Raw genomic sequence first — 23,896 nt, 5'->3', positions numbered from 1 at the left:
TTTTCCTGGATCCTACAAAGCAAGATCAAAAGATCGCAGCCTCGTTTCACTCGACAGCTCCTACGGTTCCTACATTCCTACATTTCATATTCAAACAGGAGAAACAAGAAGGGGGCGAATTCTCATCCGCCCCCTGCTTGTCCGCTTATTCCTGCGGCTCTTCGTCGGCTGCGGCGTCGAGTTGCTGGTCTTCGGCAATGTCGTCGATCACGACTTCACCGTCGAACACTGCACCTTCTTCGCCCTCTTCACCTTCCAGCTCTGCGCCTTCGACTTCCGATGGCTCCTGAACCCGTTCCAGACCGACCAGCTTTTCATCGCTGGCCAGTTTGATCAAGGTCACGCCCTGGGTGTTGCGACCCAGGCTGGAGACTTCGTCGACACGCGTACGAACCAGGGTGCCCTGGTCGGAAATCAGCATGATTTCCTCGCCGTCGAGCACCTGGACGGCACCGACCAGTCGGCCGTTACGGTCGTTGCTGACCATGGCGATAACGCCCTGACCGCCACGCTTGTACTCAGGGAACTCGGTGATCGCCGTGCGCTTGCCATAACCACGGGCCGAAGCGGTCAGGATCTGGCTGCCTTCTTCCGGGATCAGCATGGAAATCAGCTTCTGGCCTTCCGGCAGACGCATGCCGCGAACACCGCGAGCCGTACGGCCCATGGCGCGAACGTCCGTTTCCTTGAAGCGAGTCACCTTGCCGCCGTCGGAGAACAGCATGACTTCGCGGCTGCCATCAGTAATGGAAGCAGAAATCAGCACGTCGCCTTCGTCCAGCTCCAGCGCGATCAGGCCTACGCTGCGCTGACGGCTGAAGGATTCCAGCGGGGTCTTCTTCACGGTGCCTTTGGCAGTGGCCATGAAGATGAAGTGACCTTCGGTGTATTCATCGACCGGCAGCATGGTGGTGATGTATTCATCACTGTCCAGCGGCAGCAGGTTGACCAACGGACGACCACGGGCAGCGCGGGAGGCTTCCGGGATTTCGTAGGTTTTCAGCCAGTACACCTTGCCTTTGCTGGAGAACAGCAGCAGCGTGGTGTGGCTGTTGGCGACCAGCAGGTGAGCGATGTAGTCCTCATCCTTGACGCCGGTGGCCGATTTGCCTTTACCGCCACGACGCTGGGCCTGGTACGCAGCCAATGGCTGGGTCTTGGCGTAGCCACCGTGGGAAATGGTCACGACGCGCTCTTCTTCCGGGATCATGTCACCCAGGGTCAGGTCGAGACGGGCATCGAGAATTTCGGTGCGGCGCACGTCGCCGTATTCGGCACGGATCACTTCCAGTTCTTCGCGGATCACTTCCATCAGGCGCGTGGCGCTGCTGAGGATGCGGATCAGCTCGCCGATCTGGTTGAGGATCTCTTGGTACTCGGCCAGCAGCTTCTCGTGTTCCAGACCGGTCAAACGGTGCAGACGCAGTTCCAGAATGGCTTGCGCCTGTTCTGGCGAGAGGAAGTACTTGCCTTCACGCAGGCCGTATTGCGGATCCAGCGTCTCTGGACGGCAGGAATCGGCACCGGCACGCTCAACCATTGCGACCACGGCGGAAGATTCCCACGCGGTCTTGATCAGCGCTTCTTTGGCTTCCGATGGCGTCGGCGAAGCCTTGATCAGGGCGATGACCGGGTCGATGTTCGACAGGGCAACCGCTTGACCTTCCAGGATGTGACCACGTTCGCGGGCTTTACGCAGCTCGAACACGGTACGGCGGGTCACCACTTCGCGACGGTGACGGACGAAGGCTTCCAGCAGGTCCTTGAGGTTCAGGATCCGCGGACGGCCGTCGATCAGCGCAACGATGTTGATACCAAACACTGCTTGCAGCTGGGTCTGGGCGTAGAGGTTGTTGAGGATCACCTCAGGCACTTCGCCACGACGCAGCTCGATCACGACGCGCATACCGTCTTTGTCGGACTCGTCGCGCAGTTCGGTGATGCCTTCCAGCTTTTTCTCTTTTACCAGCTCGGCGATCTTCTCGATCAGACGGGCCTTGTTCAGCTGGTAAGGCAGTTCGGTGATGACGATCTGCTGACGACCACCGACCTTGTCGATGTCTTCAATCATCGAGCGGGCACGCATGTAAATGCGGCCGCGACCGGTACGGTAGGCTTCGATGATGCCGGCGCGACCGTTGATGATCGCGGCGGTCGGGAAGTCCGGACCGGGGATGTATTGCATCAGCTCATCGATGGTCAACTCAGGGTTGTCGATGAGGGCCAGGCAACCGTCGATGACTTCACCGAGGTTGTGCGGCGGGATGTTGGTCGCCATGCCCACGGCGATACCGCTGGAGCCGTTGACCAGCAGGTTGGGAATACGGGTCGGCATGACCGCGGGGATCATTTCGGTGCCGTCGTAGTTCGGCACCCAGTCCACGGTTTCTTTATGCAGGTCAGCCAGCAGCTCGTGCGCCAGCTTGGTCATGCGCACTTCGGTGTATCGCATGGCGGCGGCGTTGTCGCCGTCCACCGAACCGAAGTTGCCCTGACCGTCTACCAGCAGGTAGCGCAAGGAGAATGGCTGCGCCATCCGAACGATGGTGTCGTACACCGCGGTATCACCGTGAGGGTGATACTTACCGATCACGTCACCGACAACACGGGCAGATTTCTTGTACGGCTTGTTGAAGTCGTTGCCCAGCTCGCTCATCGCGAACAGCACACGCCGGTGCACGGGCTTCAAGCCATCGCGCGCATCCGGCAGTGCCCGCCCGACAATTACGCTCATCGCGTAGTCGAGGTAGGACTGCTTCAGCTCGTCTTCGATATTGACCGGGAGGATTTCTTTGGCCAGTTCGCCCATGAGAAGCCTGATTCCTTTTTCTGGTGAAACTTCGTCACATCCATTCGGGACGAACGAAGCTCGCCGATGACGGCTGAGTGCCATGCACCGACTTACGACAAATCAACGAGTTATGCCATGGATCTGCGCAGTAAAGACAACCCCGTGGGACTGCCTCGGAAAACGCCGGATGTTATCACAAGAGCCGCCACGCACCTATCCCCCTGATGCGCATGGAGCATAGTTAGTTGACCGGTGACAGGCTTAACGGGGACGAGAGAGGCTTAGAGCCGGCACAACCCTCTATTCGCTAGCGGAATATGGGGCAGCAGGGAGGAGAGACCGAGTCATCGTTCATCGCGGGCAAGCCTCGCTCCTACAGAAACGGGGAACCTGTAGGAGCGAGGCTTGCCCGCGAAGGCGTTTTAACTGACAACAAATACCGTCAATGCAGACGCTTGCGGCACATCAACTGCGCCATTTTCGCCGTATCCGGCCGCTCGACGATGCCCTTCTCGGTGACGATCGCATCGATCAGGTCCGCCGGGGTCACGTCGAACACCGGGTTGAACGCCTCGACATCCGCCCCCACCCGCTTGCCGCCAACGTCCAGCAGTTCGCTGCCGGCGCGCTCTTCGATGGGAATATCGTCGCCACTGGCCAGGCTCATGTCGATGGTCGAACTCGGCGCCACCACCATGAACCGCACGCCGTGGTGCATGGCGCTGACCGCCAGTTGATAGGTGCCGATCTTGTTGGCCACGTCGCCATTGGCGGTGATCCGGTCGGCGCCGACGATCACCCAGGTGATGCCTTTGGTCTTCATGATGTGCGCGGCGGCGGAGTCAGCGTTGAGCGTTACCGGGATGCCTTCGTTGGCCAGTTCCCACGCAGTCAGCCGCGAACCTTGCAGCCACGGGCGGGTTTCATCGGCGTAGACGCGTTCAACCATGCCTTCGATGAACGCGCCGCGGATCACCCCCAGCGCCGTACCGAAACCGCCAGTCGCCAGGGCGCCGGTGTTGCAGTGAGTGAGGATCGCCTGGGCATTGCCCTGGTGCTTGCGGATCAGGTCCACACCCAGTTGCGCCATGGTCAGGTTAGCTTCGCGATCACTTTCGTGAATGGCCATGGCTTCCGCCTCCAGCGCCGCGAGAGGATCCGCATCGCCCTTGAGACGATCCAGGCGATCACGCATGCGACTCAAGGCCCAGAACAGGTTCACCGCCGTGGGACGGGAATCGGCCAGCAACGCGTAATCCTCTTCCCACGCCGCCTGCCAGTCGCCGCCCTCGGCAATGCGAGCGCGGGCCGATAGCACCATGGCATACGCAGCACTGATGCCAATCGCCGGAGCGCCGCGCACCACCATCGAGCGAATGGCCTCGGCCACACCCGCGGCGCTGGTGTAGGCGATCCAGGTTTCCTCGAATGGCAAAATCCGCTGATCCAGCAGGTACAGGGCGCCATCACGCCAATCGATGGCCTTTACCTTCTCCGCAGCCAACAGTCGATCGCGCATCCCACACCCCGCACTCATGAACAAAAGCCGCCGATTATAGCGAGCCCCCCGCGAAGACGCTCGGGTATACTTCGCCATCCTTTACAAAAGCACTGGAACCGACCCTCGATGCCGAAACCTGCCGTTGCGCTCGACTTATTATTGCTGCCGACCTGGCTGGTACCCGTCGAACCCGCTGGCGTGGTCCTCAAAGAGCACGGCCTGGGCATCCGCGACGGTCGTATCGTGTTTATCGGCCCGCGCGCCGAAGCGCTGAAGTGTAACGCGACTGAAATCCGCGAGCTGCCGGATGTTTTGCTCGCCCCCGGCCTGATCAACGCCCATGGTCACGCGGCGATGACGCTGTTCCGTGGCCTGGCCGATGACCTGCCGCTGATGACCTGGCTGGAAAACCACATCTGGCCGGCCGAGGCCAAGTGGGTCGATGAAGATTTCGTGCGCGATGGCACGGACCTGGCGATCGCCGAGCAGATAAAAGGTGGCATCACCTGCTTCTCTGACATGTATTTCTTCCCCAAGGTTGCCAGCGAACGCGTGCATAACAGCGGGATTCGCGCACAAATCGCCATTCCAATTCTCGATTTCCCGATCCCAGGTGCAGCCACGGCGGACGAAGCCATTCGTCAGGGCGTCGAACTGTTCGGCGATTTGAAACATCACGAGCGGATCAAAATCACCTTCGGCCCCCACGCGCCTTACACCGTGGGCGACGAAAACCTGGAGAAGATCCGGGTGATTGCCGAAGAGCTGGACGCTGCAATCCACATGCACGTCCACGAAACCGCGTTCGAAGTGCAGCAATCGCTGGAACAGCGTGGCGAACGCCCGCTGGCCCGCCTCGGACGCCTGGGCTTGCTCGGGCCGCGCTTCCAGGCGGTTCACATGACCCAGATCAGCGATGAAGACCTTGCCTTGCTGGTAGAAAGCAACACCAATGTGATTCATTGCCCGGAATCGAACCTTAAGCTGGCCAGTGGTTTCTGCCCGGTGGAGCGCCTGTGGCAGGCCGGGGTGAACGTCGCGGTCGGCACCGACGGCGCGGCCAGCAATAATGACCTGGACCTGCTCGGCGAAACCCGCACCGCCGCGTTGCTGGCCAAGGCGGTCGCCGGCTCGGCCACGGCGCTGGACGCCCATCGCGCATTGCGCATGGCGACCCTTAACGGTGCGCGCGCCCTCGGGATCGAAGCAGAAGTCGGTTCGCTTGAAATCGGCAAGGCGGCGGACATCGTTGCCTTTGACCTTTCCGGCCTGGCGCAGCAACCGATCTATGACCCGGTGTCACAACTGATCTACGCCACTGGCCGCGACTGCGTGAAACACCTGTGGGTCGCCGGCAAGCAACTGCTCGACGACAAGCGCCTGACGCGCCTGGATGAAGCACAACTGTGCGCCACGGCCAAGGCCTGGGGCCAGCGCATCAGCGGCCACACCGAATCGTAAGCCCCCCGGGCGCAAACCCGGGGCAACAGGATTTTTCAAGTTTTAGAGGACTTAAACCATGAGCAACGTCGACTACGCCGAAATCGCCAAATTCGAAGCCCTGGCCCATCGCTGGTGGGACCGCGAAAGCGAGTTCAAACCGCTGCACGACATCAACCCGCTGCGGGTCAACTGGATTGACGAACGGGTCAACCTGGCCGGCAAGAAGGTCCTCGACGTCGGTTGCGGTGGCGGCATCCTCAGCGAAGCCATGGCCCAGCGCGGCGCCACCGTCATGGGCATCGACATGGGCGAAGCGCCGCTGGCGGTCGCGCAACTGCATCAGCTGGAATCCGGGGTGACGGTCGAGTATCGCCAGATCACCGCTGAAGCCCTGGCCGAAGAGATGCCCGAGCAGTTCGACGTGGTCACCTGCCTGGAAATGCTCGAGCACGTGCCGGACCCATCCTCGGTGATCCGCGCCTGCTTCCAGATGGTCAAGCCCGGCGGCCAGGTGTTCTTCTCCACGATCAACCGCAACCCGAAGGCGTACCTGTTCGCGATCATCGGCGCCGAATACATCATGAAGCTGCTGCCGCGCGGCACCCACGACTTCAAGAAATTCATTCGCCCGTCCGAGCTGGGGGCCTGGAGCCGCATGGCCGGCCTGACCGTCAAGGACATCATCGGCCTGACGTACAACCCGCTGACCAAGCACTACAAACTGGCGGCCGACGTCGACGTCAACTACATGATCCAGACCCTGCGCGAGGAGTAAGCCGATGCGAATCAGAGCAGTCCTTTTCGACATGGACGGCACCTTGCTCGACACCGCGCCGGACTTCATCGCCATCTGCCAGGCGATGCGTGCCGATCGCGGCTTGCCGCCGATGAATAACCAGCACATTCGCGACGAGATCTCCGGCGGCGCCAAGGCGATGGTCGCGGTGACCTTCTCCATGGACCCGGAGTCACCGGGTTTCGAGGCGCTGCGCCTGGAGTTCCTGGAGCGTTATCTCGTCGGTTGCGCGGTGCACAGCAAACTCTTCGACGGCATGGGCGAACTGCTGGCCGACATCGAGAAAGCCAACCTGATCTGGGGCGTGGTCACCAACAAGCCGCTGCGCTTTGCCGAACCGATCATGCAACAACTGGGGCTGGCCGAGCGCTCGGCGCTGCTGATCTGCCCGGACCATGTGAAAAACAGCAAGCCGGACCCTGAGCCGTTGATCCTGGCGTGCAAGATGCTCGACCTCGATCCGGCCAGCGTGTTGTTTGTCGGCGATGACCTGCGTGATATCGAGTCGGGGCGCGATGCCGGCACCAAGACCGCCGCCGTGACTTATGGCTATATCCATCCGGACGATAACCCGCGGCATTGGGGCGCGGATGTGGTGGTGGATCATCCGCTGGAGTTGCGCAAGGTGTTGGATAGCGCGTTGTGTAGCTGCTAAGCCGCTTTTCGTAGGAGCAAGGCTTGCCGGCGATGACGGTTTTGAAGACGCCATCGTGGGCAAGCCATGCTCCTACAGGGTTCGCTTTCTGATTTGTTGAGGTTTTTTATGTTTGATTATTCCGCCCGCCCTGAATTGCTCAAGGACCGGGTCATCCTGGTCACCGGCGCTGGCCGTGGCATCGGCGCCGCTGCCGCGAAGACCTACGCCGCCCACGGTGCCACTGTGCTGCTGCTGGGCAAGACCGAAGCCAACCTGACTCAGGTCTACGACGAAATCGAAGCCGCCGGGCACCCGCAGCCGGCCGTGATCCCGTTCAATCTGGAAACCGCCCTGCCCCATCAATACGATGAGTTGGCAGCGATGATCGAGACTGAATTCGGGCATCTCGACGGTTTACTGCACAACGCCTCGATCATTGGTCCGCGTACACCGATCGAACAGTTGTCCGGCGAAAACTTCATGCGCGTCATGCACGTCAACGTCAACGCCATGTTCATGCTCACCAGCACCCTGCTGCCGTTGCTGAAGCTGTCGCAGGATGCCTCGGTGGTGTTCACCTCCAGCAGCGTCGGGCGCAAGGGCCGGGCGTACTGGGGCGCGTATGGCGTGTCCAAGTTTGCCACCGAAGGGCTGATGCAAACCTTGGCGGACGAAGTCGACACCGTGGCCCCGGTGCGCTCCAACAGCATCAACCCCGGCGCGACCCGCACCAGCATGCGCGCCCAGGCCTATCCCGGTGAAAACCCGCTGAACAACCCGACGCCCGAGGAGATCATGCCGGTCTACCTGTACCTGATGGGCCCTGACAGCACGGGCATCAACGGCCAGGCGTTCAACGCGCAATAACGCCCGCACGTCGCATTTGTGCCGCGACATTTAACCGTCGCGGCACACCACAACCGCTGCAACTTCTGTCCTTTCCAGTCAAACAAATGCCGCCGATTCCGCCGACATTTTCCCGTAACCGCTCTAATCCAATGATTTAGAACGGCTTTTATTCGAATGAACCGAATGGCACGACTTTCGCTCTAATTTTGTTCAGACACGCAGTGTGAAAGCAGCTGGCAGCCGCGCCTGAGTCGCAAGGTACTTATCTTCGACAAAGCGGACTAAACTCGTACCAGATGTCCTACGGGACTGATGGACCAGTATGACGCGCAGCCCAAAGCCGCTCTCACCCAGCCTGTAAGACAGCCTTACTGCTTAGGGGCTCACGCCATATGAAATCACCTTCCCAGACCAACGCAATTGACTTCGATAGCGCCAAATTGCAACGCCTGGGCTTTGGTCAGCAGCCTCCTCTCCTGGAGCGACCGGTAAGTCTGGCGCAATTGCGCCAGCAACTGGGTCAACAGCTGCAAACCAGTCTTGAGCCGCAACGCATTCTCGGGCTCTTTTTCCGTGAAATTCAGCGTCTTGTCCCTTTGGATGCCTTGAGCTACGAGCACAAGGCCAGTGACTTGCGCCTGGAATTCGGTCAGCGCGGTCACCACTCGGTCAGCTATAGCCTGAGCCATGAAGGTGAACATCTGGGCGAACTGGTGTTCCGGCGCAATCAGCGCTTCAACGAACAGGAACAGGGCAACCTGGAGTCGCTGCTGTCGGCGCTGCTCTATCCGATGCGCAACGCCCTGCTCTACCGTGCGGCGACCCAAAGTGCCCTGCGCGATCCGCTCACCGACACCGGCAACCGCGTCGCCATGGACCAGACCCTGCAGCGGGAAATCGAAATGTCGCGGCGGCATCTGCAGCCGTTGTCGTTGCTGATGCTGGATATCGACCACTTCAAACGCGTCAATGACAGCCACGGGCACAGCGCCGGCGATGAAGTGCTCAAGGCGGTTGCCGCCTCGATCAAAGGCCAGTTGCGCAACGTGGACATGGTGTTCCGGTTTGGCGGCGAGGAGTTTTTGATCCTGCTGTCCAACACCACGCGAGAAGCGGCGGCAATGGTTGGCGAACGTTTGCGGTTTGCGGCACAGGCCCAGGATTATCACGCCGATGGGCAGGTGATTGAATTGACGGTCAGCCTTGGGTGCTCGACCTTGCTGCCCGGCGAGTCTGCCGAGAGCTTGTTGCGTAGAGCCGACAGTGCGCTGTACGTGGCCAAGCGCGAGGGGCGTAATCGCCTGGCAATGGCGGGGTAATACTCGAACAGGCCCGCGTAGGAGCTGCCACAGGCTGCGATCTTTTGATCTTTGGCAGTTTCATGACCTTCAAAGCTCAAAAGATCGCAGCCTGCGGCAGCTCCTACAGGGGTTGACGACTTTTAGCTTTCAGCCAACGCCATCCGTTCACGCGCTACCGGCACCCGTTCCGCGTGTTCCTGCTGCATGCAGCGCTCCAGAAACAGGAACATGTAGTCGTAGCTCTTGCACACGGCCTGGCGCAGTTCCACTTGCAGGGATTTGCTCGGATTCATGCCTGCCAGGGTGCAGATGATTTCCAGCGCTTCCCACGGGTGGGCATCATCGTACTGGGCGTGCATCTTCAGCCACTTCATCGCCCGCTTGCGATCTTCCTCGGGGAACGCGGCCGCGTAGACCCCGCTGGAACAGACCAGCGCCGACCACTCCCCGGTCGCGCCTTCAATGGCGTAGTTGGTGGCGGCAATGGCCACGATCAACGAATCTGCTGAACTTGTGTGCCAGCACCAATGACTCAAGGCGTGCAGTTCCGGGGCAACTTGCTGTGCTTGCAGATCTTCCAGGCTGACACCGTGCGCACGGCTCCAGTGCACCCAGTAATCGGCGTGGTTAAGTTCGACACGAATGTTACGCATCAGCCAGCGCCGCGCCATGTCTTCGCCGGGGTGGCGGGCAAAGCGGGTCTTGGTGAGGTTTTGTGCCATATACAACGCGAACTGCTCGACTACAGGCCAGCCACCTATGAGGTACTGACGCATCGTCTTGGCGCTGAGTTTGTTATCTCGCATGCGCTGATACAGTTCGTGTTCGACAACCCGGCGTTTGCTCTCGCTGCAATCCTGGATCAACTGTTGTGCCCAGGCGGGATAACTTGCAGCTTCCATGAGTGGTCCGGTTCGGTTGAATGTGTCGATCACTGTTCGGCTCCTTTTGATTTGTGATTGTAAGGATCAGCAAGAGATTTCAACGGAACGTGCCAGGCGCCTTGAATAACAGCGGTTGCGGTCTGGCGGGACGACTTTGCAAACTGTCGCAGGTAAACAATTGCGGGCGTTCAATAACATACCCTTGAGCGTAATCCACGCCAATTTCGAGCAATGCCTGCTCGATCTGGGGCGTCTCGACAAACTCGGCAATGGTGCGCTTACCCATGACGTGGCCGATGTGGTTTATCACCTCGACCATCGCGCGGTTAATCGGGTCGTCCAGCATATCCTTTACGAAACTCCCGTCGATCTTCAAGAAGTCTACAGGTAAATGTTTCAAGTACGCGAACGAGGACATCCCGGCGCAAAAGTCATCAAGTGAGAAGTGGCAACCTAAACCTTTGAGTTCATTAATAAATCTGATTGCACTTCCTAAATTGGAAATAGCGCTGGTTTCTGTAATTTCAAAACAAATCATTTCAGGAGGAATAGCGTAAGTAACAAACTGTTCACGCAAGAAGTCCAGGAACGCCTCATCTCCGATAGTAATGCCTGAAAGATTAATCGCACACATGGCCAACGGACCTTTGCGTTGTTCGGCAATACATTGGGCAATGATCTTGAATACATTCTCTACAACCCAGCGATCCAGCGACGTCATCAAGCCATAACGCTCTGCGGCCGGGATGAAACTGTCGGGCAAAATCATTCGTCCGGCCTCGTCGTGCAGACGCAGCAGTATTTCGATGTGCCCGCCCTGTTCGACATGCCCCAGCGGCGCGATTTCCTGCGAGTACAGGCAGAAGCGGTTTTCCTCCAGTGCCATGTGCAAACGCTGGACCCAGGCCATTTCGCCGAAACGCAGGGACAACTCCGAATCGTCGGCATGGTAGACCTGCACCCGGTTGCGACCCTTTTCCTTGGCCATGTAGCAGGCCATATCGGCGGCACGCAGCGAGGTTTCGAGGGTGGTCGGGGTTTGCGCGACATGCACCAGACCAATACTTACGGTGGTCAGGAACGGCCGGCCCTTCCAGACGAAATGCAGGTTCTGCACGGTCTGGCGCAGCACTTCGGCGATTTTTTCCGCATGTTCCGGTGCACAGTTCTCCAACAGGATGCCGAACTCGTCGCCGCCCAGCCGGGCCAGGGTGTCACCTTCGCGCAAGCCGGATTGCAGCAACGCGCAGATATGCCGCAGCAACTCATCGCCCGCCGCATGGCCACAGGTGTCGTTGACCAGTTTGAACTGGTCGAGGTCGAGGAACATCAAGGCATGACGCCCCGGCTGGCGCGTCAGGTTGTGCAACGCCTGCTCCAGGCGATATTCGAACTCGCGGCGGTTGGCCAGGCCGGTCAAGGCATCGTGGGTAGCCTGCCAGGAGAGGTTGGCGATGTATTGCCGCTCCTGGGTCATGTCATGCAGCACCAGCACTGTGCCGCTGACTTTGCCGGCGTTGCGGATCGGCGCGCCGACCAGGGTCACCGACACCGTGCTGCCATCCAGGCGCTGGATCAGCTTGGAGTGTTCGCTGCCGCCACTGAGCTGGCCGCTCAAGATGTGCTCGATCAAGGTAAAGCCGTCGGCCTGGGCGTTCTCGTCCAGCAGATTGAACAGCGCTGCCAGCGGCAACCCGGTGGCCTGCTCGGCTTTCCAGTGGGTCATGGCCTCGGCGGCCGGGTTCATGTAGGCAATCGCCCCTTCGACGTCCGTGGTAATCACACCATCGCCAATCGACTGCAAAGTGATCTGCGCCCGGTCCTTCTCCAGTTGCAGGGCTTCAGCAAAGGCATGCCGCTGCTTGAGCAGCTTATGGGTACGCATCAACGCCAGCACGATCAACCCCAGCGCGGTGGCCAGGTTGGTCACCAGCAGCAGGCGCAGAATCACCCGCGAGCCCTCGCCCAACGCATCGCTGAACGCCTTGGCGGCCGGGGTTACACCGTCGTTGATTGCAAAGATCTGATCCTTCCAGCGTTTGATATCGGCCGAGCTGGCCTGATTGTCGACGACGCCCTGGTGCATCTCTCGGGCGACGTCATCCAGACGCACCAGATAAGAGTCACCCACCGTCCAGAGATCAATGGCTTTTTCCAGGTAACTGAAGTGCCGGAAGTTCAGGTACAGCCAGATCAGGCTGGACACATCGTCCGGATGGTTGCCGCCCTTGAGGATGCCCACCCGCGCGGCTTCAAGGTCCGGCGGTTGCTTGTCCAGCGCCAGGCGCAATTCATGCCCGCCCTGGGGCACGGCGATCGCGTTCTGGTATTTGAGGAAGATCGCCTCGTCGCGGCTGTCGGCGTAGAGGTTGAGGTAATAGATGGCGTCCTTTTGGCCCTTGGACCAAAGGCTTTCCCCGGCCACATAGCCGCGAACGGCCGACAGCACGTACAGGCTGACGCCGCCAAGCAACGCTTGAAATAGCACCACGGCGATAAACGGCCAGACGATGCCCAACAATCGCGGCGTTCCGAGAGTCCGTTTTGGCTTCATGAGGTCCCTTGCATAGGTACTGCCTGATCATCATCCAGATCCGACCACTCCCGCAAGACTAGGAGGCGTTCCCTGTCCCTGCAAGGAGGCACCGGCTCCCAAGTGGACAAGTTTGCACAAATGACGGTTTTTTAGTGCAGATCGGATTAAAAGCACGGTCATTGCACCGCTATAACTATGTACCACCTGAGCTTTCCCTTGATCGCTTGTAATCGAGCCCGATGCCCTCGCCCCGAAGCGATGCGCAGCTCGACCGACAATCAAGAGAAGTACGCTCATGCAAACCATCACGCCCAGTGGCCTGTTCCCGCCCACAAACCCTTCCGAAGCCCAATTACATAAGGGCCAGCTGGAAGACTACGAACGCATGCTGTCGGCCATGAATGAGCCGCCAAATCTGGTTCATCTCTTCAATCCAATACCAATAGGGCCTTTTTCGCCCCTGCACCGGGTGAGTGAGGACGGCCTTAATGCGCTATGGCACTTGTTGCGCGACCGGGATTACATAGACATGTGCACCAAGGACCGCATCAAGCAGGGCGACCTGAGCGTCACACTTGAAGAGGGCCAGTATGTTTATCGAGGCTGGAGTAACGATGGCTACAAAGTCACGCTGGAACTGACGGAACAGGCAAGCTGGCAAACGCTCAAACCCAAAATCGAAAAGGCCGCCACGTTATTAGGCGGGCAGATCAACTCTAACCGTACTGTCAGCCTGGGCAGGATGTGCGGGTTTTACGGCCTCGCCCCGTGGACGCCACGACACCCGCAGGAACATCCCGCCGCGATACAGTCCCTGCAAGAAAAAATCGCCAGTCACCATCTGAGACTGGAGGACGACTTTGACATTCTGGCACTGAGAAGACGCCCCACCGATAAAGATCGCGCCATCTTCCGGGCCCGTCGACGCGACGCCTCCGAACCTTCGCAGATCGACATCCAGAAGATTCACGCGGGGATCATCCGCGCGGAAATCATCGACACCATCAACCGGTTCCTGCCGGATCAAAGTACATCACCGCTGACTTACCTGGCCGATACCCTTCTGGCTGACGCCACCCTTGAGCAAGTTCGGGCGACGCCCACGGTTTATCTTCAGAAAATACTGCAAAGTGCCCAAGCCGAGCAGCTCGGCGTTCTCCTGCTTTCAGCCATGGATTGGTATGGCGGGGAAATCGGCGAACAAACCTCACACTCTATTCGAACCCGGTTGATTGCTCAGGCACTGCAACTGTGGCTGACCGGGCCGACCAATGATCACCCCGAAGAGATTGCCGGTTACGCTTGGCAGGCGCGCTCAAACTGGGGGAAAAGCTACCAGGCTATTCGGGCAGATTTTGAAACCCATTTGCTCACGTCAAAACGCGCCGCATCGGAAAAAGAGGCGATTGTTATCGCCCGGTTGTTTCTGTCGCGATTTCCAACCGAGTTTCGCATCGCGGGCATTGCGGCCGACCTTGCCTATAGAAGCTCAATCGTCTGGATCAACTTTGTCACTGGCGTGAATTTGATCAAGGCCACCGATCCCCGTTCGTTGGAGAGGCTGACCTTCCAGCAACTGGTCAACCTGCCGATCATGCTGACCGAAGAAGCCACGACTGAAACCCTGAAATACATCAGCCTGGCGCGACTGGTGCCAACATTGGACTGGGCGCAAACCTACGACGTCATTACGCAAAAACCGCACGACCAGTACACGCAAATAGAAGTTGAGCGAGCGCTGGCGGCACTGGACACGTTCACCGACCAACTCAATAAAGCCGTCATCCAACTTAACGAAGAGCCTCCTGAACGGCTATCCATTGCTAAAAGGGAAATGGAAAAACTCTTCGGTAAAGACGCCTTTATCGCGGATGGCCGCAAACTGGCGAAGAAACTTTTCCCGCCTATTTCCGTTTCTCGTGACGTCCCGTATCTACCAGGCAAGGACTACGATCACTACTCGTTCCTCGACGTATTGGCTTCCGGCAAGTTTGATGATCAGAACACATGGTTTGTCACGGAAGCCGATGGCACCACCGTCAGCAAACAATGGATCACGATCAATGAGCAGCGAACGATAAAAACCGAGGGCGCCTGGCCGATTTCAGTTCTCTCTGATGGCGGGTACTGGGTCATGTCGCCGCGCGCCAAGATGCCAGACGTAACAGCACTGTTCGACAAAGAGTTCGACCTCTATTTGAAGGACATGACCACCGCTTATGAAACGCTGATCAACAGTCTGATTGCAGCGCTGCCTTACACCGACCGCCGAGCCCTGGAATACGGCGAGGTCAGTCTCTATAGCCTGAGAAAGGAAACGCGCGGCGTCGAGGCACAAAATGAAACGGCTGAAATCATTTTTCCGCTCAGGGCTCGTAATGGTTTGATACTGCGGGCAACCCATGCGGGCGAGACCACCCATTACGAACTGTTGCCCAGGGCGGGCGTCATTCGCCGTATCGAAAAACTCGAGCCGGAACTGTTCGGCGGCGAACTCAAGACTGAGCGTTGGCGTGTCTCCGCAGCCGGAACCGTGGCCGTCTCGGTATTGCGGCATAAGGATCTGCCGTTTGATTGGGACGCTCATTCAAATGGCAGCGCACCGCAAAAGGAAACCCGTTGCCAGGCCATTATCGAACCATTGGGCGACACCCTCGGCGCTCGCCCTCCCACGGAGGAGCAAACTTCCACCGTCGTGCAAACGCTAGCATCAAGGCGCACTACAGAAATCAGTCACGCCATCGCGACCCGGCTGCTGTTTGTAGATCCGAAAGCACTTCGCACCGCTGCCTATGGCCAGACCCAATTTGATCGCGACACCGCCTGGTACGAAAGCGTCGTCGCCCTGACGAAGACCCTGGTCCCGTTCTGGACCAGCATCGAAGACCTGGAATCAGGCGACAGGACACGCTTGATCCACGGCGCGTTCGGCCTGTTCACCGATGTCATTTCATTTGCGGTGCCGGTCGGAAGGTTTGCCTCGGGCTCCATGCGACTGGTCACCCGTGCAAGCCGGTTGACCCTGCGCGCCACGCTGCCGTCGTTCAAATTACTGACGATGGAACTGGTGATGTCGATGGCCGGAGCCTTGAACCCGGCCGATGGTCCCCTGTCCCTGCTGACCGGATTGGGCGCTGCCATGGTGAAAATACGCCGGGCCGGCCGCTTCAGGCTGATGGAGCTGCTGGGCCGAGCCGGTCGCTACAACTTCGTGCGCAGCCACCCCCAAGTGGGCGATGTCGGTCACTGGAAGTCTCTGGTGGACGGTGAGGAATTAGCCCGGGTAAACGGCGTTGACGATGTACTGGTCCGCAATCTGGCAACCGCTGGCAAGTCCGACTATCGCCTGATCGATCCGCTTTCGTCCAAATTGTTTGGTCCAACGCTAGCAACCAAATCCGGCGAACTTTCACCGGGGCGATCGCGCTTCGATTCCCTTGGCGAAATCGACAACCACGCCTTCGTTGAGGTCCCTGAACACACACATGTGCGCGAAGTACTGGAAGTCGATGGCCGTACCACGATGTTTCTCGACGAGGTGCCGTACAGGCTGGACGGCGATACGCTGCGGCGCGCCGACCTGATCGATGACATCCCGTTCAAGGCCATTCCTTGCCGATTGAGTCGCGCGCCAGGTTCAGAGGTCTGCGAGACCGGCTACGTCACTCGCGACCCGGCTCCTACCCCGAGCCTCGGCAGTTACGATGAAAGCAAGGGATGGGCACCCTGGTTCGGCGACATTATCTACACCCCGGCTACCAAGCAGGCGTCAATGCGCGCCGCTGACATCGCCAGGCACGCGAGCCTCGATGCCACCCTGGAGTTCCAGAAAGGGATCTACGGCCGGGTCAAAGTCAGCTTGCCCGTACCGGGCCAACCGCTCATGGATTACCTGAGAGTCGGCGCCATCCTCGTCGAATCCATGGACGAAGCCAGGCACTACATTTATATGCGCCTCAATGCCGGCAACTTTTATGTTGCCGAGCGCCTCAAGGGGCAAAAGGCCGATGAGCTCCTGACCTTCAAAAAAGCCGAAACACTGACCAAGGAGCTGAATGCCGAACTGAAAACGGTCTACACCGGTTCCCTGAATGCCAACAATATGGTGCGAATCCATGGCGTTGGCGCCGTTGAACGCGCCTTGAAAACCATGGAAGAAATCGCCATCCCTATCGGTAGTCACGCCAGGCCACCCGAGACCCTCAACTGGTTGAAAGTCGACACCAGCCCGGGTGAAGCACTGCTGTTCGATCACTCGACACGCATGATCGTTAGTAAATTGCAGGAAGGTGCGACAACCTGGTCTCGCAGCACAGAGGCGCCCGAGGCCTTTCGCTTGAGGACTGCGGAAATCTTCGACACGCTGTTCCTGTCACCGACCATCCCGCCGAAGAATGCCAATTCCGCCCTGCGGATCAACGATTCGATGCAAAAACTGCAGAACTTGTTGCCACGACGTGAACGCCCATTCAATGCCAGGAACATTGCCTACGCCGACGTTACGACGGTAAAAGGCAAGCGGGAAATCTATGTCAGCGTTTCCGGCGCCCACGGCTCCACCAGGCATTTGCCGATATTCCGGCATTTAGGCGCCCACTCTGTCGATATCGGCAAAACGACGTACATCAACATCGACTACAGCCAAACCTTTACCAAGACCTCGCTGGAGGTGACGGACAGCGGAAAGTTGCTGGCCGTGCCGTTGACGATCAAGGATGTGAACAATTACCAGCCGGCGATGACCGCCCGCCCGACATCGCTGGATAGCGAGAGCAAATTGATCAACGTCATACGTGAAAAATACCCGGATTTATCGGAAATCCATTCGGTCGAGGTCGCCACCACAATGCGTCCCTGCGAGTCATGCTCTGTGGTCATGAAAGAGTTCGGGCATGACGGCGGCGCGGAGGCCTTGCAGGTGTTGTGGAACTGATTAAAGCTGCTGCAAATGCCCATAAAGCTTGGCATACAACCCACCATCGGCAATCAGTTGCTGATGGTCGCCATCCTCGGCGATGCGCCCGCCATCGAACACCAGCACCCGGTCGGCCTGCTTCACGGCCGACAATCGGTGGGCAATGATCAGCGTGGTGCGCTCGCTGAGGAACCGCGCCAACGCTTCATGCAGGTTGTATTCGGTGGCGGCGTCCAGCGCCGAGGTGGCCTCGTCGAGGATCACCACTTTCGGTTGGGCCAGGACCATCCGGGCGATGGCCAGGCGTTGGCGCTGGCCTCCGGACAAACGCACACCGGAACGGCCGACGACACTGTCCAGGCCCTGGGGCAAGGCGCGAACGGTGCCGTCGAGCTGAGCGATCTCCAGGGCCTGCCAGCACGCTTCGTCGCTACGCTCGCGGCCCATGGTCAGGTTGGCGCGCACGGTGTCGTTGAACAACGCCGGATGCTGCAGCACCACCGCGACATTTTCCCGAACCGTTTCCAGGCCGATCTCCTGTTGCGTCGCCCCGCCGAAACGAATGGTCCCGGCCAGCGGCGTGTACAAGCCCAGCAGCAACTGCACCAGGGTGCTTTTGCCGCCACCGCTGGCACCGACAATCGCGACTTTTTCGCCGGGGGCGATGGTCAGGTTCATCTGGTCCAGCACCAGATCATCGCCGTAGCTGAAACTCAAGCCCTGCACGTCGATGCCCACGGTGTTACGACCCTGGAACGGATCGGTGCCGCCGGGGTATTGCGGCTCGTCGGCGCGGGCCAGCAATTCGTTGATCCGCGACAGCGCGCCACCGGCGGCATAGTAGGCATATTGAAGGTTCAGCAACTGCTCGACCGGCCCGATCATGAACCACAGGTAGCTGAACACCGCGAGCATCTGGCCAATGGACAGGTCGGAAAACAGCACCGTAAGCATGGCCGCGGCGCGAAAAATATCGATGCCGAACTGGAACAGCAAGCCGCTGGCGCGGTTCGAGGCGTCGGTTTTCCATTGCGAGTTGACCGCGTAATCCCGCACTTCCCGGGCCCGTTGGCCGAGACGGCCGAGGAAGAAGCCCTGGCGATTGCCGGCGCGCACTTCCTGGATCGAATCCAGGGTTTCGGTCAACGCCTGAGTGAAGCGCGAGGTGCTGTCGTTCTCCAGTTTCTTCAGATGCTTGACCCGTTTGCCCAACTGCACCGTGGCGTAGATCACCAGCGGGTTGAACAGCATGATCAGCAGCGCCAGCTTCCAGTGCATCCAGATCAGGATGCTCGCGGTGCCGACCAGGGTCAGCATGGCCACGAGGAAACGGCTGAGGGTTTCGCCGACGAATTTGTCGAGGGTATCGAGGTCGGTGACCAGGTGCGTGGTCACCGTGCCGCTGCCCAGGCTTTCGTATTCGCCCAGGGAGATGCGCTTGAGCCGTTCGATCAGGCGCACGCGGATGCGATAGACGATGTCCTTGGCCAGCGCCGCGAACAACTTGGCCTGCACCACGTTGAACAGCAGCGCGCCACAGCGCAGGACAAAGGTCACCAGCAGCATCAGGCCGATGTAGCCGGCGGCTTTCTGCCAGGCATCCGGCAATGCGTGGTTCATGATTTTCAGCGCGGAATCGCCGTGGCCCAGCAGCACTTCGTCCACCAGCAATGGCAAAAGCAAAGGAATGGGCACACTGCACAAGGTCGCCAGCACGGCCACGCCGTTGGCGATCCACAGGGATTTCTTGTGATGCAGGGCCAAGCGGCGGATTTCTGCCCAGCTCAGTCGATCGACACGCGGGGCTACGGGTACTTCATCGAGCTGATCATGCACAGGCAGCGCGCTCCAGCCAGCGGCCGAGCAGCGGTGACAGTTCACTCAAGGGTTGATAGCCGTTGGTCAGCAACGCCAGTTGACCATCGCGTTCGGCCAGCAAGGTCGGGAACCCGGCAATGCCCAGGTCCTGGACCCAGGTGAAATCGGCCGCGGTGGCGGCGTGCTGATCGGCGCGGTCAAACGCGGCGGCGAACTCGATGCGGGGCAAACCGGCCTGCTCTGCCAACTCCACCAGCACGCTGGCGTGGGTGACATCGCGACCCTCGGCGTAGAACGCGTGTTGAATCAGCCCCATCAGCTTCCACGCACAATCCGGCGCCAGGCTGCGCGCCGTGACCAGGGCCCGGCACGCGGGCTCGGTGTCGTAGACAAAACCGTCGGGCAACGCGCCTTCGCGCCTGAACGGCTGGCCGGTGGCCTCGGTGACCGCCTGCCAGTGCTCAAGAATGTAGCGCCGGGTGGTCGGCTCCAATGCCGCGCCACTGCCGGTGCGCAAGCCGCCCACCACCAGATGCAACTCCACGCCCGCTGCCTGTGCCTGCTCGACCAGCGCTTCAGCCACTGGCGCGAAGCCCCAGCACCAGGAACACATCGGGTCCATCACATAGAGCAGGCGAGCAGACATGGATTTCAAGCCTCGGCAGGGGTTTGCTTGTAGTTGTAACCAATCGGGTGCGGCAGGTTGCGCGCCTTGGCCAATTCGATCTGTTTCTGCCGATCGATGGCGCTGCGACGGGTTTTCTCGCTCAGCTTATCCCAGCAATGCGGGCAACTGATGCCAGCCACATAGTGCTCGGACGCGCGGTCTTCGACGCTGACCGGTGTACGACAGGCATGACATTGATCGTAGTCGCCTTCGCTGAGGTCGTGGCGCACGGTCACACGGTTGTCGAACACGAAGCAGTCGCCCTGCCACTTGGTTTCTTCCTGCGGCACCTCTTCGAGGTACTTCAGAATCCCGCCCTTGAGGTGATAGACCTCGTCGAAACCCTGGCTGAGCATATAGCTCGAAGCCTTCTCACAACGAATGCCACCGGTGCAGAACATCGCGACTTTCTTGTGCACGGCCGGGTCGAAGTGTTCTTTGATGTAGTCGGGGAATTCGCGAAAACTGGTGGTTTTCGGATCGATGGCGCCTTCGAAGGTGCCAATTGCCACTTCGTAGTCGTTGCGGGTGTCGATCAACAGGACTTCCGGGTCGCTGATCAGCGCGTTCCAGTTCTCTGGATCGACGTAGGTGCCGACGGCTTTGTTCGGGTCTACGCCCTCAACGCCGAGGGTGACGATTTCTTTCTTGAGTTTGACTTTGGTGCGGTAGAACGGCTGATCGTCGCAGTACGACTCTTTGTGGTCGATGTCGTCCATGCGCGGGTCGTTCTTGAGCCAGGCCATCAGCCCGTCGATGCCTTCGCGGCTGCCGGAGACGGTGCCATTGATGCCTTCTTCAGCGATCAACAGGGTGCCTTTGATGCCGTTGTCGACCATCGCTTGCAGCAATGGCTCGCGCATGTCGACGTAGTTTTCCAGGGTGACGAACTTATACAGTGCCGCCACAACAATTTGTTGTGTCATGGGTGATTCTCCAGGTGGCTACCCTCGTAAGGGGTGAACCGGATGCGAAAAAAAACGCGCCGGGTAAGCGGCGCGTTGCGGATTCTAGCAAAAACTGTGTGGTTTTAGGACTGCGAGTTGCCTTTGTGGCGAGGGAGCTTGCTCCCGCTCGGCTGCGAAGCAGTCGTAATGCAAGCAACTGCACTCTTTCAGACAGAGCACTGTTGCAGGCTTTGGGACTGCTTCGCAGTCCAGCGGGAGCAAGCTCCCTCGCCACAACAGCCCATCAATCCTTCACATCAATGCGAGCTGCCGCCCGCACAGGTCGGTGAGGCCGGAGCCGCCTCCATCTGTGCCCATTCTTCTGGCGTGTAGGTATGCAGCGCCAACGCATGAAACTCACCCATCAGCTCACCCAGGGTGCCGTAGACCTTCTGGTGGCGCTTGACGCGATTGAGCCCCTCAAACTGCTGGCTGACCACCACGGCCTTGAAGTGGGTTTGCAACCCACGGCTGTGCATGTGGCTTTCATCCAGCACTTGCAGGTGCTCAGGCTGCAACAGCCCCAGCGTCGATTCGATGCGTTGTTGCATGGTCATACCCGACTCCGCTTAAGGCTTTTTCTTGACGGCAGGAGCAGCGGCGCCTTTAGGCTCCAGCTCGGCAGTCATGTCAGCCAGCAGTTTGTTGACCACAGGTACCGCGCTTTCGAGCTTGGCCTGGGTCATCTGGGCCGATTGCTGAGTCAGCTGCGGCATTTTTTCCAGGACTTTTTTACCCAGTGGCGACTGGTAGAACGCAACCAGGTCCTTGAGCTCGGATTCGCTGAAGTTGGTGGTGTAGAGCTTGACCATGTCCGGCTTCAGCTTGTTCCAGCCAATGGCTTGGTCCAGAGCGGCGTTGGCCTTGGCCTGGTAGGTTTCCAGCAGGGCTTTTTTCGATTCAGGGGCTTTGGTCTGTTCAAAGCGCTGAGCGAACATTTGCTGCACTTGCATGTACACCGGAGTGCCCAATTTGTCAGCGTGCGCCAGAGTCAGGAAAGCTTCGGCACTGGCGTTGTGGCTGGCGGTATCGGCAAAAACAGGGCCGCTGGCGCAAACCAGTGCAACCGCGGTACAGATGGCACGAAGACGAGTCATCGAGTTTCCTTTTCTAGCAGGCGAGGTCGTTACCCCAAGGGCGACCATTCTGCACCTAAAAAAGTGTGTCACTCAACCCCAAGCCTTGTCGGGCCTGAATTAGAGGGGTTGAATGGTCAAAAAACAGACTGATGGAACCACGGCCGACGATCACGGCCTAAACTGCGCAATCAGACCTACAGGAGTGTGAGCGATGAGCCGTATCGAAACCGACAGCCTTGGTGAAGTGAACGTCCCGGATGAAGCCTACTGGGGCGCGCAGACCCAACGTTCGCTGATCAACTTCGCCATCGGCCAGGAACGCATGCCCCTGGCGGTGCTGCACGCCCTGGCGCTGATCAAGAAAGCCGCGGCCCGGGTCAATGATCGCAATGGCGACCTGCCTGCCGACATCGCCCGCCTGATCGAGCAAGCCGCCGACGAAGTGCTCGACGGCAGCCATGACGACCAGTTCCCGCTGGTGGTATGGCAGACCGGCAGTGGCACCCAGAGCAACATGAACGTCAACGAAGTGATCGCCGGCCGCGCCAACGAACTGGCCGGCAACGCCCGGGGCGGCAAGTCACCGGTGCACCCCAACGACCACGTCAACCGCTCCCAGAGCTCCAACGATTGCTTCCCCACCGCCATGCATATCGCCACCGTCCAGGCGGTGCAGCAGAACTTGCTGCCGGCGATCAGCGAATTGTCGGGGGGCTTGGCCGAACTGTCGGCGCGCCACATGAAGCTGGTCAAGACCGGTCGCACCCACATGATGGATGCGACGCCGATCACCTTCGGCCAGGAACTGTCGGCGTTTATCGCGCAGCTGGATTACGCCGAACGGGCGATCCGCAGCGCCCTGCCGCAGGTTTGTGAACTGGCCCAGGGCGGCACGGCGGTCGGCACCGGGTTGAACTCACCCCACGGCTTTGGTGAAGCGATTGCTGCCGAATTGGCGGCGCTGTCCGGTTTGCCGTTCGTCACCGCACCGAACAAATTCGCCGCACTCGCCGGTCATGAACCGCTGACCACCCTGTCGGGGGCGCTGAAAACCCTGGCCGTGACCCTGATGAAAATCGCCAACGACCTGCGTCTGCTCGGTTCCGGGCCGCGCGCCGGTTTCGCCGAAGTGAAGCTGCCGGCCAACGAGCCGGGCAGTTCGATCATGCCGGGCAAGGTCAACCCGACCCAGTGCGAAGCGCTGTCGATGCTCGCGTGCCAGGTGCTGGGCAACGACGTCGCGATCGGTTTTGCCGCGAGCCAGGGTCACCTGCAATTGAACGTGTTCAAACCGGTGATCATCCACAACCTGCTGCAATCGATCCGTCTGCTGGCCGATGGTTGCAGCAACTTCCAGCAGCATTGCATCGCCGGGCTGGAACCGGATGCCGAGAAAATGGCGGAACACCTGGAGCGCGGCTTGATGCTGGTGACCGCGTTGAACCCGCACATTGGGTATGACAAGTCGGCGGAGATTGCCAAGAAGGCTTACAGCGAGGGGCTGACCTTGCGCGAGGCGGCGCTGCAATTGGGCTATCTGACCGATGAACAGTTTGATGCCTGGGTGCGGCCGGAGAATATGCTGGAAGCGGGCGCCAAAGGCTGATCCCCCTGAACTGATCGTTCCCATGCTCCGCGTGGGAATGCCTCACCGGACGCTCTGCGTCTGCGTCGAAAGGGACGCGGAGCGTCCCGGGCCGCATTCCCACGCAGAGCGTGGGAACGATCATCG

At 59.5% G+C, this 23,896-nt stretch carries 16 protein-coding genes; 7 read left to right on the top strand and 9 right to left on the bottom strand.

Annotation, left to right across the window (positions count from 1 at the left end):
* Positions 1–145 precede the first annotated feature (145 nt).
* Both gyrA and mtnA read right to left on the bottom strand, forming a co-directional pair.
* The gene (gene gyrA, locus HKK53_RS29575) at positions 146–2,809 is read right to left on the bottom strand and encodes a DNA gyrase subunit A (protein ID WP_169373681.1); all 2,664 of its coding nucleotides are present in this window, start codon (positions 2,807–2,809) and stop codon (positions 146–148) included.
* 424 nt (positions 2,810–3,233) lie between these two features.
* Positions 3,234–4,310: an S-methyl-5-thioribose-1-phosphate isomerase gene (gene mtnA / locus HKK53_RS29570; RefSeq protein WP_169373680.1), complete on the bottom strand. Its 1,077-nt coding sequence runs from the start codon at positions 4,308–4,310 to the stop codon at positions 3,234–3,236.
* Positions 4,311–4,418: 108 nt separating this feature from the next.
* On the opposite strand from mtnA, the gene HKK53_RS29565 reads away from it, so the two are divergent.
* The 5 genes from HKK53_RS29565 to HKK53_RS29545 all read left to right on the top strand — a co-directional run bounded on the left by HKK53_RS29565 (position 4,419) and on the right by HKK53_RS29545 (position 9,336).
* The gene (locus tag HKK53_RS29565; protein WP_169373679.1) at positions 4,419–5,753 is read left to right on the top strand and encodes a TRZ/ATZ family hydrolase; all 1,335 of its coding nucleotides are present in this window, start codon (positions 4,419–4,421) and stop codon (positions 5,751–5,753) included.
* 58 nt (positions 5,754–5,811) lie between these two features.
* Positions 5,812–6,510 (top strand): bifunctional 2-polyprenyl-6-hydroxyphenol methylase/3-demethylubiquinol 3-O-methyltransferase UbiG, encoded by a 699-nt coding sequence (gene ubiG / locus HKK53_RS29560; RefSeq protein ID WP_123406836.1) that lies wholly within the window; start codon positions 5,812–5,814, stop codon positions 6,508–6,510.
* A gap of 4 nt (positions 6,511–6,514) precedes the next feature.
* A complete protein-coding gene (gene mupP, locus HKK53_RS29555) occupies positions 6,515–7,186 on the top strand; it encodes an N-acetylmuramic acid 6-phosphate phosphatase MupP (RefSeq protein WP_169373678.1) in 672 nt (223 codons plus the stop codon).
* A gap of 108 nt (positions 7,187–7,294) precedes the next feature.
* Positions 7,295–8,035 carry a YciK family oxidoreductase gene (locus tag HKK53_RS29550; protein ID WP_007899713.1) on the top strand — a complete coding sequence of 247 codons (741 nt, stop codon included), beginning with the start codon at positions 7,295–7,297 and terminating at the stop codon, positions 8,033–8,035.
* Positions 8,036–8,409: 374 nt separating this feature from the next.
* Positions 8,410–9,336: a GGDEF domain-containing protein gene (locus HKK53_RS29545; RefSeq protein WP_169373677.1), complete on the top strand. Its 927-nt coding sequence runs from the start codon at positions 8,410–8,412 to the stop codon at positions 9,334–9,336.
* Between the two features lie 122 nt (positions 9,337–9,458).
* On the opposite strand, the gene HKK53_RS29540 is transcribed toward HKK53_RS29545, so the two are convergent.
* Entirely contained in the window at positions 9,459–10,220 is a 762-nt protein-coding gene (locus HKK53_RS29540) for a TenA family transcriptional regulator (RefSeq protein ID WP_429515700.1), read from the bottom strand.
* A 79-nt stretch (positions 10,221–10,299) separates the two neighbouring features.
* Positions 10,300–12,756, bottom strand: coding sequence for an EAL domain-containing protein (locus HKK53_RS29535; RefSeq protein WP_169373675.1), 2,457 nt, complete (start codon positions 12,754–12,756; stop codon positions 10,300–10,302).
* A 277-nt stretch (positions 12,757–13,033) separates the two neighbouring features.
* Here HKK53_RS29535 and HKK53_RS29530 point away from each other — a divergent pair, with 277 nt between their 5' ends.
* A complete protein-coding gene (locus HKK53_RS29530; RefSeq protein ID WP_169373674.1) occupies positions 13,034–17,671 on the top strand; it encodes a hypothetical protein in 4,638 nt (1,545 codons plus the stop codon).
* Here HKK53_RS29530 and HKK53_RS29525 read toward each other — a convergent pair whose 3' ends face one another.
* The 5 genes from HKK53_RS29525 to HKK53_RS29505 all read right to left on the bottom strand — a co-directional run bounded on the left by HKK53_RS29525 (position 17,672) and on the right by HKK53_RS29505 (position 22,182).
* On the bottom strand, positions 17,672–19,489 hold the full coding sequence (locus HKK53_RS29525; protein WP_169373673.1) for an ABC transporter ATP-binding protein: 1,818 nt from the start codon (positions 19,487–19,489) through the stop codon (positions 17,672–17,674).
* On the bottom strand, positions 19,482–20,084 hold the full coding sequence (locus tag HKK53_RS29520) for a DsbA family protein (RefSeq protein ID WP_178117508.1): 603 nt from the start codon (positions 20,082–20,084) through the stop codon (positions 19,482–19,484). The genes HKK53_RS29525 and HKK53_RS29520 overlap by 8 nt, the downstream gene beginning before the upstream one ends.
* A 38-nt stretch (positions 20,085–20,122) precedes the next feature.
* On the bottom strand, positions 20,123–21,064 hold the full coding sequence (gene trhO, locus HKK53_RS29515) for an oxygen-dependent tRNA uridine(34) hydroxylase TrhO (protein WP_169373671.1): 942 nt from the start codon (positions 21,062–21,064) through the stop codon (positions 20,123–20,125).
* A gap of 278 nt (positions 21,065–21,342) precedes the next feature.
* On the bottom strand, positions 21,343–21,642 hold the full coding sequence (locus HKK53_RS29510; protein ID WP_169373670.1) for a BolA family protein: 300 nt from the start codon (positions 21,640–21,642) through the stop codon (positions 21,343–21,345).
* A gap of 12 nt (positions 21,643–21,654) precedes the next feature.
* Positions 21,655–22,182, bottom strand: coding sequence for a DUF2059 domain-containing protein (locus HKK53_RS29505; RefSeq protein WP_149660046.1), 528 nt, complete (start codon positions 22,180–22,182; stop codon positions 21,655–21,657).
* Between the two features lie 193 nt (positions 22,183–22,375).
* On the opposite strand from HKK53_RS29505, the gene HKK53_RS29500 reads away from it, so the two are divergent.
* Entirely contained in the window at positions 22,376–23,770 is a 1,395-nt protein-coding gene (locus tag HKK53_RS29500) for a class II fumarate hydratase (RefSeq protein ID WP_169373669.1), read from the top strand.
* Positions 23,771–23,896 lie beyond the last annotated feature (126 nt).

The organism is Pseudomonas sp. ADAK7 (assembly GCF_012935675.1).
GTDB lineage: Bacteria > Pseudomonadota > Gammaproteobacteria > Pseudomonadales > Pseudomonadaceae > Aquipseudomonas.
This window is presented reverse-complemented; position numbering and strand designations above follow the sequence as displayed.

Excerpts from the sequence above, each read along its gene's own strand:
- gyrA (WP_169373681.1), bottom strand. The coding sequence starts at position 2,809 with ATGGGCGAACTGGCCAAAGAAATCCTCCCGGTCAATATCGAAGACGAG.
- mtnA (WP_169373680.1), bottom strand. The coding sequence starts at position 4,310 with ATGCGCGATCGACTGTTGGCTGCGGAGAAGGTAAAGGCCATCGATTGG.
- HKK53_RS29565 (WP_169373679.1), top strand. The coding sequence starts at position 4,419 with ATGCCGAAACCTGCCGTTGCGCTCGACTTATTATTGCTGCCGACCTGG.
- ubiG (WP_123406836.1), top strand. The coding sequence starts at position 5,812 with ATGAGCAACGTCGACTACGCCGAAATCGCCAAATTCGAAGCCCTGGCC.
- mupP (WP_169373678.1), top strand. The coding sequence starts at position 6,515 with ATGCGAATCAGAGCAGTCCTTTTCGACATGGACGGCACCTTGCTCGAC.
- HKK53_RS29550 (WP_007899713.1), top strand. The coding sequence starts at position 7,295 with ATGTTTGATTATTCCGCCCGCCCTGAATTGCTCAAGGACCGGGTCATC.
- HKK53_RS29545 (WP_169373677.1), top strand. The coding sequence starts at position 8,410 with ATGAAATCACCTTCCCAGACCAACGCAATTGACTTCGATAGCGCCAAA.
- HKK53_RS29540 (WP_429515700.1), bottom strand. The coding sequence starts at position 10,220 with ATGGAAGCTGCAAGTTATCCCGCCTGGGCACAACAGTTGATCCAGGAT.
- HKK53_RS29535 (WP_169373675.1), bottom strand. The coding sequence starts at position 12,756 with ATGAAGCCAAAACGGACTCTCGGAACGCCGCGATTGTTGGGCATCGTC.
- HKK53_RS29530 (WP_169373674.1), top strand. The coding sequence starts at position 13,034 with ATGCAAACCATCACGCCCAGTGGCCTGTTCCCGCCCACAAACCCTTCC.
- HKK53_RS29520 (WP_178117508.1), bottom strand. The coding sequence starts at position 20,084 with ATGTGTTCCTGGTGCTGGGGCTTCGCGCCAGTGGCTGAAGCGCTGGTC.
- trhO (WP_169373671.1), bottom strand. The coding sequence starts at position 21,064 with ATGACACAACAAATTGTTGTGGCGGCACTGTATAAGTTCGTCACCCTG.
- HKK53_RS29510 (WP_169373670.1), bottom strand. The coding sequence starts at position 21,642 with ATGACCATGCAACAACGCATCGAATCGACGCTGGGGCTGTTGCAGCCT.
- HKK53_RS29505 (WP_149660046.1), bottom strand. The coding sequence starts at position 22,182 with ATGACTCGTCTTCGTGCCATCTGTACCGCGGTTGCACTGGTTTGCGCC.
- HKK53_RS29500 (WP_169373669.1), top strand. The coding sequence starts at position 22,376 with ATGAGCCGTATCGAAACCGACAGCCTTGGTGAAGTGAACGTCCCGGAT.